1 protein-coding gene is annotated in these 8,723 nt (G+C 57.0%); it reads right to left on the bottom strand.

Annotation, left to right across the window (positions count from 1 at the left end; genetic code table 11):
* A partial coding sequence (locus tag QMM04_RS18690; protein ID WP_282996743.1) for an Ig-like domain-containing protein occupies positions 1-8,723 on the bottom strand: 8,723 nt, incomplete at both ends.

Here is an 8,723-nt window from a genome sequence, read left to right as displayed (position 1 = left end):
CCGTAGGTGGTATTAATAACAGTGTTTCCACTTGAGGAAACTGCGCTACCTGAGACGGCGGTTACCGTGGTGCCAGTGGGTATCGTTCCTGCAATCGAACTGGTGTCATTCGTTAACAGGTTCCCGGTGACCGTCGCCGCAACCGTCACCGCCAGCGTAGTGATATCCGATACTGTGCTGATAGTGGTGGTCGGCAACACGCCCACACTCACGTTTGAACCGATAACTACTGCATAGTTGCCCGTGCCCAAATTGCTGTAGGTGATGTTGGCACCGGTTTGTGTACCCAGTGAAATCAATCCCGTTGACAGATAACTGCCGTTAGTTTGGATCAACAACCAGGTCCCATCCGTCTGCTGCTCGTACAGATACAGAGAGTAAGTTGAAATCAGACTGATGCCGCCCACAGAACCGTTCAACGTGATGGTGCGGGTATCTTCCGGCCCTACCGAGAACACATAGGCGTTACCGTTCGACAAGACAGTCGCATTCAACACGCTTCCTAAACCGACATTGGCGAGCGCCACATGCGAAACACTGGTCGTGCCATTATTGATGGTGCCTTGTGTGGTACTGTAATCCACCTCATTGGTGTCGTTTGTGGCAACTACACGAATGGCACCGACCAACGGTGTGCTGGTTGAAACGTTACCTGCCCGATCCGTCTGAGTCACTGACAGGGTAGCTCCGGTGATTTGCGCAGTAGTGAGTGAGACTGACCATGTGCCGCCCGTACCTACGGTCGCTGTTCCTATAGCTGCACCGCCTGCATCACGGACGGTGACGGTAGCGCCCACTTCACCGCTACCCGTCACCACCGTACCCGCGGTGTTAATCGCCAGACCCGATACGGCCGCAGGGGCGACGGTATCAACATTGACCGTTGCCGTGGTATTCCCTGTACTGACGTTCCCTGCAGTGTCGGTCACCGTGGTGCTCAGGGTATGAGCACCATTACTTAGTGCCGCGGGGGTGAATGTCCAGGTGCCCCCTGCCCCTACCGTGACCGAACCCAGCGCCGTTGCGCCATCAAAGATAGTCACAACTGCACCGACTTCTGCTGTGCCACTCAGTACTGGCGTGGTATCACGGGTATACGCGCCATTAGCCAGGGTGACCGGCGTTGTACCGGCATCATCTATAATCGTGAGCGTACTGGCTGATGGGGCCACAGTGTCAACAAGCAGCGTGGTTGAGGCTGCCGGACTCACGTTGCCCGCTGCATCGGTCTGAGTCACGCTCAACGTATGCGTACCGTTGCTTAAGGTGCCAGTGACAAAGCTCCAGCTTCCGTTGCTGGCAACCGTCGCAGTACCCAGCAGCGTAGTGCCTTCATAGACGCTGATGCGCGCACCCGCCTCACCGGTTCCGCTCAACAGTGGTGTACTGTCGTTGGTGACACCATTGTTTGGAATCGTGACGGGTGTATTGCCATTGTTGTTACTGGCAATCAGGCTCACAGCAGAGGGTGCCGTGGTGTCCACGATGACTGTGGCACTGGTGGTGCCACTGACATTCCCTGCTGCATCCGTCACGGTTGCGGTCAACGGATGGCTGCCCGTACCGAGCACTGCTGTGGTGAAGGTCCAGGCACCGTTGGTACCCGCCGTCGTGGTACCAAGAAGAACCCCGTTATCATAAATGCTGACACGACTGCCCGCCTCTGCCACACCGCTCAGGGTTGGTGTGGTGTCATTGGTTAAACCGCCTGTCGGTACTACCACACCGGTAATATCATTGGTAATCACCAGCGTGGTGGCGGTTGGTGCGATGGTGTCCACAATCACCGTGTAGATGCCAGAGGCTGGGCTGACGTTGCCCGCGGCATCTTTCACCGTCACGCTTAGAGCATGGCTACCGTTGGTCAGGGCAGTAGCCGGTGTGAAACTCCAGGCACCGGATCCATTGGCAGTAGTCGAACCCAGTACCGTGTTGCCGTCATACACCGTCACAATCGCATCCGCTTCCGAGGTGCCGCTGAGCACTGGCGTACTATCGTTGGTTGACCCGCCACTGGACACGGTAACATTAGGCGTCACGCTGTCGTTGGTCACTGTCAGGTTGGAGGCCGCGACCGGCACGCCTGTATCAATGGTCAATGTGATAGGGGTTGGCGTACTGACATTGCCCGCCGCATCCGTTGCCGTGACGCTCAGGTTATGCGTGCCGTCAGTCAGTGTGGCGCTGGTGAGGCTCCATGCTCCACTGCTGCTCGCCGTCGTTGATCCTAGCACCGTGTTGCCTTCACGTACGATAACGATACTACCCGCCTCTGCAGTGCCGCTCAGCGCTGGCGTGTTGTCATTGGTGCTGCCGCCGTTGGCGATGGCAATCGGTGTTGAGCCATTGTTGTTGCTGGCTGCAACCGTGACGGCGCCCGGTGCGGTGGTATCAATGGTGACCGTCGCCGCCGTTGAGCCGCTGACGTTACCTGCCGCATCGGTCACGGTCGCTGTGAGCGGATGGCTGCCTGCGCCGAGTGCCGCAGTCGTGAAACTCCATGCACCGTTGGTGCCCGCAGTGGCGGTTCCCAGCAAGACCCCGTTGTCATAAATGCTGATACGGCTGCCCGCTTCCGCCACCCCGCTTAAGGTTGGCGTGGTGTCATTGGTTGCCCCGCCCGCTGGCACAACCATCCCCGTGGTGTCATTGGTGACCACCAGCGTTGTAGCGGTCGGTGCGACGGTATCGACGATGAGAGGGAAGTTGGTTGCGCTGCTGGTATTCCCTGCGGCATCCGTCACGGTGACACTCAATGAATGCGCGCCGTTAGTGAGGGTTGCGGTGGTAAATGTCCAGGCGCCATCGGCCCCGGCAATCACGGTACCCAACACTGTGGTGCTATCGTAAACAGTGACGACATTACCGGCTACACCGGCAGTACCTGACAAGGTTGGCGTGCTGTCATTGGTGGTCGTACCACTGGTCAACTGCCCCGTCACCGGCGCCACGTCATCTGTCACAATCAGGTCCGTCACTGGCGCAGGTCCCGTCAGGGAGACGTTGACTGTCACGGTCGCCGCTGTACTCACGTTTCCTGCCAGATCCGTTGCGGTCACACTAAAGGTATGTTGCCCTTCAGCGAGAGCAGCACTGATATAACTCCATGACCCGGTGCTACTGGCGGTAACTGAACCCACCACGACGTTATTCTCACGAATAATCACCAGGCTGCCAGGATCGGTGGTGCCGCTCAGTGCTGGGGTGGCATCATTCGTGATGCCATTGTTGGCGATCGGGATGGCGGTAGGACCATTATTATTGCTTAGAGCAAGGGTCAGAGCCGGAGGAAGGGTATCAACAATCACGGTAGCGGTAGCAGATGCACCACTGACGTTACCTGCGGCATCCGTGACACGGACACTAAGCACATGTGTCCCCTCCCCAAGCTCTGGGCTGTAAGACCAATTACCGCTGCCATTAGCAATGACCGTGCCTAACACGGTGGTACCATCATAAATCGTAACGGTGCTGTTGGCTTCCGCAAGACCGCTGAGTAACGGGGTGCTGTCATTGGTTGAGCCACCGTTTGGTATGACCGTATTCGGCGTGGCGTCATTGTTGGTGACCACGAGATTGGTCGCCGCCGCTGGTGCGAGGGTATCCACGATGAAATTCACTGAGGTTGACGCCGGACTGATGTTGCCAGCCAGGTCAGTCACCGTAACACTCAGGGCATGCGCTCCGTTGGTCAACGTTGACGTGGTGAAACTCCACAAGCCTTCCGTATCTACGGTAGTAGTGCCAATGATGTTCGCACCATCGTAAACGGTGATAATTGCGCCTGCTTCCGCTGTGCCTGTCAGTTGCGGCGTGCTGTCATTCGTTGACGTTCCTTCACCAATGACGACTGGCGTTGAACCGTTGTTGTTATTGACAACAAGATTAACCACCGCATCGGGTGCAATACTGTCCACGTTGATCGTAACAGGACCTGCTCCTGTCCCATCATTGCCTTGCGCATCCACAACGGTCACTGAAAGAACATGCTCACCCTGGTCTAACGCAGGGGTGAAGGTCCACTGACCGTCAGCGGATGCAGTGACTGAACCCAATACGTCTGAACCATCCAGGATAGTGACCACGGCATTGGCTGTTGTTAACCCTGTCAGTACCGGGCTGGTGTCCCTGGTGTAATCGCCGTCAGTCAGCGCCACCAATGTTGAACCACTGTCATCGGTGATTTGCAGCGTGCTGGTCGCCGGAGGCAAATCTGCCTGAATGTTTAACTCAAAAGCAGGCTGTGGAGCCGCAGGGCTGACGTTGCCCGCCGCATCGGTTGCCGTGGCGGTGAAGTTGTGCAGGCCGTTACTTAATGCATCGGGCGAGAACGTCCATGCCCCTGTTGTTGCGTCAGCAATGACGGTGCCTAATAAGGCGGTGCCGTCATAAACCGAAACAATGCTGCCCGGTTCCGCGGTTCCGCCGAACGCAGGCGAATTGTCATCGGTGGTCGCGCCGCTCAGAAGATCGCCGGTTGTATCGCCGACATTATCTGTCACGGTAAGACCCGCAGGCGCCTCTGGGGCGAGGGTGTCCACGCTCAGTGTATAGGTGGATGCTGCAGAGTTGTTCCCGGCGGCATCAGTGGCCGTTACGGAAAGCGTTTGTGGACCTTCACTCAGTACACTGGTCACAACACTCCACGTACCGTCTTCAGCGACCACCGCTGATCCTACCAAGATATCACCGGAATAAACGGCGATGATGGCACCGGCTTCACTTCCGGTTCCGCGCAGTTCGGGCGTGCTGTCATTTGTGGTCGTGTTCACGGGGATGCCGACAGGATTGGCATCGTTGTTGTTGCTGACGGTGAACGTCCCGACATCCGGTGCGGTATTATCAATGGTGAGCGTAAAGTTGGTGGAAGCACTTGCATTGCCCGCATTATCGGTGGCCACAATCCCCAGATTGTAAGTTCCCTCAGCCCAGGCGGTGGTGGTGGTGTAAACCCAGGCCCCTGTCACCGCATCAGCCACTGCCGTGCCCAATATTTCACCCGTTGCGGTGTTAATAATGGATACAGTGCTACCCGGTTCTGCATTGCCACTGATCGCAGGGGTCGTATCGTTTGTCGCACCACCGTTAGTCAGGGTTACAGGGGCATCAGGATCGGCATCATTTTGTACCAGCAGAGCGCTAACAGGCTCTGGCGCCGTGATATCCACACTGATTGTAAAGCTGGTTGAAGGGCTGCTGACATTACCAATTTCATCGGTCACCGTTGCCGTCAGGGTATGCGCTCCCTCTGACAAAATTGGCGACTGGAAGCTCCATGTGCCGTCATCCAGAGCAATCGTTGAACCCAGGGCCAACTGATTGGCATCATAAATGATGACAAGGCTGCCTGCTTCTGCCGTACCGCTCAGCAGTGGGGTATTGTCATTGGTGGAACCGCCTGCCTGCACTTCAACATTGGTCGTACCGTCATTATTGAAAACCTGCAAAGTGGCGACTGGGGGAACGTCGGTATCCACGGTGAAAGTGATCTCAGTTGCAGGGCTGAGGTTACCCGCAGCGTCCACAACGCGCACGGAAAGCGTATAAGTATCATCCGTCAAATTCGGCAGAGTGAAGGTCCATGCCCCATCACTGCCTACCGTCGTGGTGCCCAGTAACGTGTCACCGTTATAAACGTTGATAATACTACCTGCTGTCGCAGAGCCTGATAGCAGCGGTGTGCTATCGCTGGTGAATGTGCCCTCAGCATTGGTGACAGGCGCTGTGCCGTTATCGGTGCTCAGGATGATGCCTGTAGCCGCAGGCAAAGGTGTGGTATCTACTTCGACACTGAGCGTATAAGGGTCGCTGGTATTACCGGCAGGATCCCGTGCCGTGATATTTATCGTGTGCGGACCCTCTGATAGTGCGCTGGTGACAGCAATACTCCAGTTGCCCGTCGCGTCCACCGTGATCTGGCCCAATACCGTCGTGCCTTCGGTGAGGGTAATGACCGTGCCTTCCTCAGCGGACCCGCTGACCACGGGCGTGCTGTCATTGGTCAGTCCGCCGCTGGGGATAGCCACAGGCGTATCGCCCTGATCATTGCTTAACGCCAGGTTAGTGATGGACGGCGCCACGGTGTCAATAGTGACCGTGACCGGTGCACTTGCCACGCTGGTATTGCCCGCCGCATCCGTCACTGTGACAGACAAGCTGTGAGCCCCATCAGTGAGTGCAGGCGTGAAGCTCCAGTCACCATTTGCATCAGCGGTCGTCGTGCCGAGAAGGGTATCGCCGTCTGAGACCGTGATCGTGCTGTTCGCCTCAGCGGTTCCGGTCAGCAGCGGGGTATTGTCGTTCGTGACGCCACCCGCAGCAACTGGGATGGCAGTGCCGCTGGAATCGTTTGCCAGAGCGAGATTAAGAGCCGCATCCGGCACCTCTGTATCGACACTAAACGTTATCGGTGCAGAGGGCTCACTGCGGTTACCTGAGGGATCGGTGACCACGGTCGTCAGGCTATGATCGGTGCCAGAATCCAGCGCTGGCAGGGTATAACTCCAGTTGCCATTCGCGCCCACCGCCACTGAACCCAACACGTTGCTCCCATCCGATATGGTCACCACACTGCCTGCCAATGCACTCCCACTCAATACAGGCGTAGTGTCATTGGTCGCGCCGCCGTTAGTGATCGTTACCGGCGTGGTGCCCTGATCATTCGTAAGCTGAAGATTGATGGCCGTGTCTGGCGCCGTGGTATCTATGATAAGGGTAACAGGAGCGGATTCCGGACCAATATTTCCGGCAAGATCGGTGACGGTCGTGGTGAAACGATGTTCTCCCGTTTCCAGTGGCGTATCTGAAGTAAAGGTCCAGGTACCGTTATCACCCACAATGGTACTGCCCTGTTCTACGCCATCAGCGTAAACGGTCACCGTCGCACCTGCCTCAGCGGTGCCGCTTAATACTGGCGTAGTGTCGTTAGTGGTGCCATTCGTTATCGCCACCGGCGCACCGCTCTGATCGCTGCTCAATACCAAATCCGACGCGGCGTCAGGTAAAACTGTATCCACGATAAAGCCAATTGCTACAGAGGGTTCACTGACGTTGCCAGCAGGGTCTGTGACGGTAGTGGTCAGGCTATGGGCACCGTCGCTTAACGTTGGAAGCGTAAAACTCCAGCTACCATCGGCACCCACAACTGCGGTACCTAACACGTTCAGACCGTCCGATACCGTGATGACACTGTTTGCTTCCGCGCTACCCGCAGCACCGTTCAATACCGGTGAGCTGTCGTTCGTTGCGCCCCCTGCAGGAATCGCCGTGCCCCCGTCGTTCGCCAGGGTAATCGCTGTCGCCGCGTCTGGCGCAGTCAGGTCGACAGAGAAAGCAAAGGATTCAGACGGATCACTAACGTTACCTGCCGGATCGGTTAAGGTGACGGTTAGACTGTGCTCACCCGCATCCAGCGCTGGCAAAGTGAAGCTCCAGCTTCCATCTGCTGCGACTGTCGTGGTGCCCAGAGGCGTCACAGCATCATTATCATAAACCGTGACAATGCTGCCCGGTTCGGCGCTGCCCGCTGCACCGCTCAACACTGGCGTGGTGTCATTGGTCGCACCACCATTGACAATAGCAACTGATGCACCGCCCTCATTGTTGCTGAGTTGAAGATTGATCGCCGCATCCGGAGCCGTAATATCAATGGTGAAGTTGATTGCCGAGGAGGCTGGACCGATGTTGCCTGCGGGATCGGTCACGGTGACGCTCAGACTGTGTTCGCCTGCCGCCAATGCTGGCTCAAAGCTGAAGGTCCAGTTGCCATCTTCTCCAACCGTCGCTGTGCCGATTATCGTGGTGCCATCCAATACATTCACCGTACTGCCTGGCTCAGCGCTACCACTCAACACCGGCGTGGTGTCGTTGGTCGCACCGCCGACGACAATGGCATCGCCATCGTCATTTGCCAATGAGACATCCGTTGCGGCCATAGGCGCTGTCACGTCAATGATAATGGCGACAGGCGCGGAGGCCGGACTGGTATTACCGGCCAGGTCTGTCACCGTTGTGGTCAGGGAGTGGGTCCCTTCCGCCAGCGCAGAGGTGGTGTAACTCCAGCTCCCATCGGGACGGACACTGACTGAACCCAATACGGTGTTGCCATCCGATATCGTCACGGTGCTGCCCGGTTCAGCCCGACCACTTATTACCGGGGTACTGTCGTTGGTAGTCTCACCCGTAATCAGTACGGCAGTTCCTGACTGATCATTACTCAGTTGGATATCAAAGGCCGCCTCAGGTGCAGTGGTATCAACATTGACGTTGATCGGCGCTGAAGCAGAACTGGTATTCCCCGCGGGATCGGTCACGACCGTGGTCAGGCTATGATCGCCCGGTGTCAGCGTTGGGGTAAAGCTCCAGTTCCCATTCGTATCGACCGTGACGGTACCCAGCAGCGTGCCGTTGTCAGAAATGGTCACCGTACTACCCGCTTCAGCAGTACCGCTCAACACCGGTGTGGTGTCGTTAGTTGCCCCTGTCGTGACAGGAACAAGCGTACCGCTTAGATCGCTACTCAGTTGGACATTCTCCGCGGCCGCAGGGGGCAGCGTATCAATAACAACGGCAATAGGATCGGATGCCGGGCTGGTATTACCTGCCGGATCAGTCACGGTGGTGGTAATGTTATGTGGACCATCGGTCAAAGGAGGCAGGGTGTAAGTCCATGTGCCATCCTCACCGACCGTTGTGGTGCCTAATACCGTTGTGCCGTCTGAGAC

The organism is Pantoea sp. Pa-EAmG (assembly GCF_030024295.1).
Classification (GTDB): domain Bacteria; phylum Pseudomonadota; class Gammaproteobacteria; order Enterobacterales; family Enterobacteriaceae; genus Pantoea; species Pantoea dispersa.
This window is presented reverse-complemented; position numbering and strand designations above follow the sequence as displayed.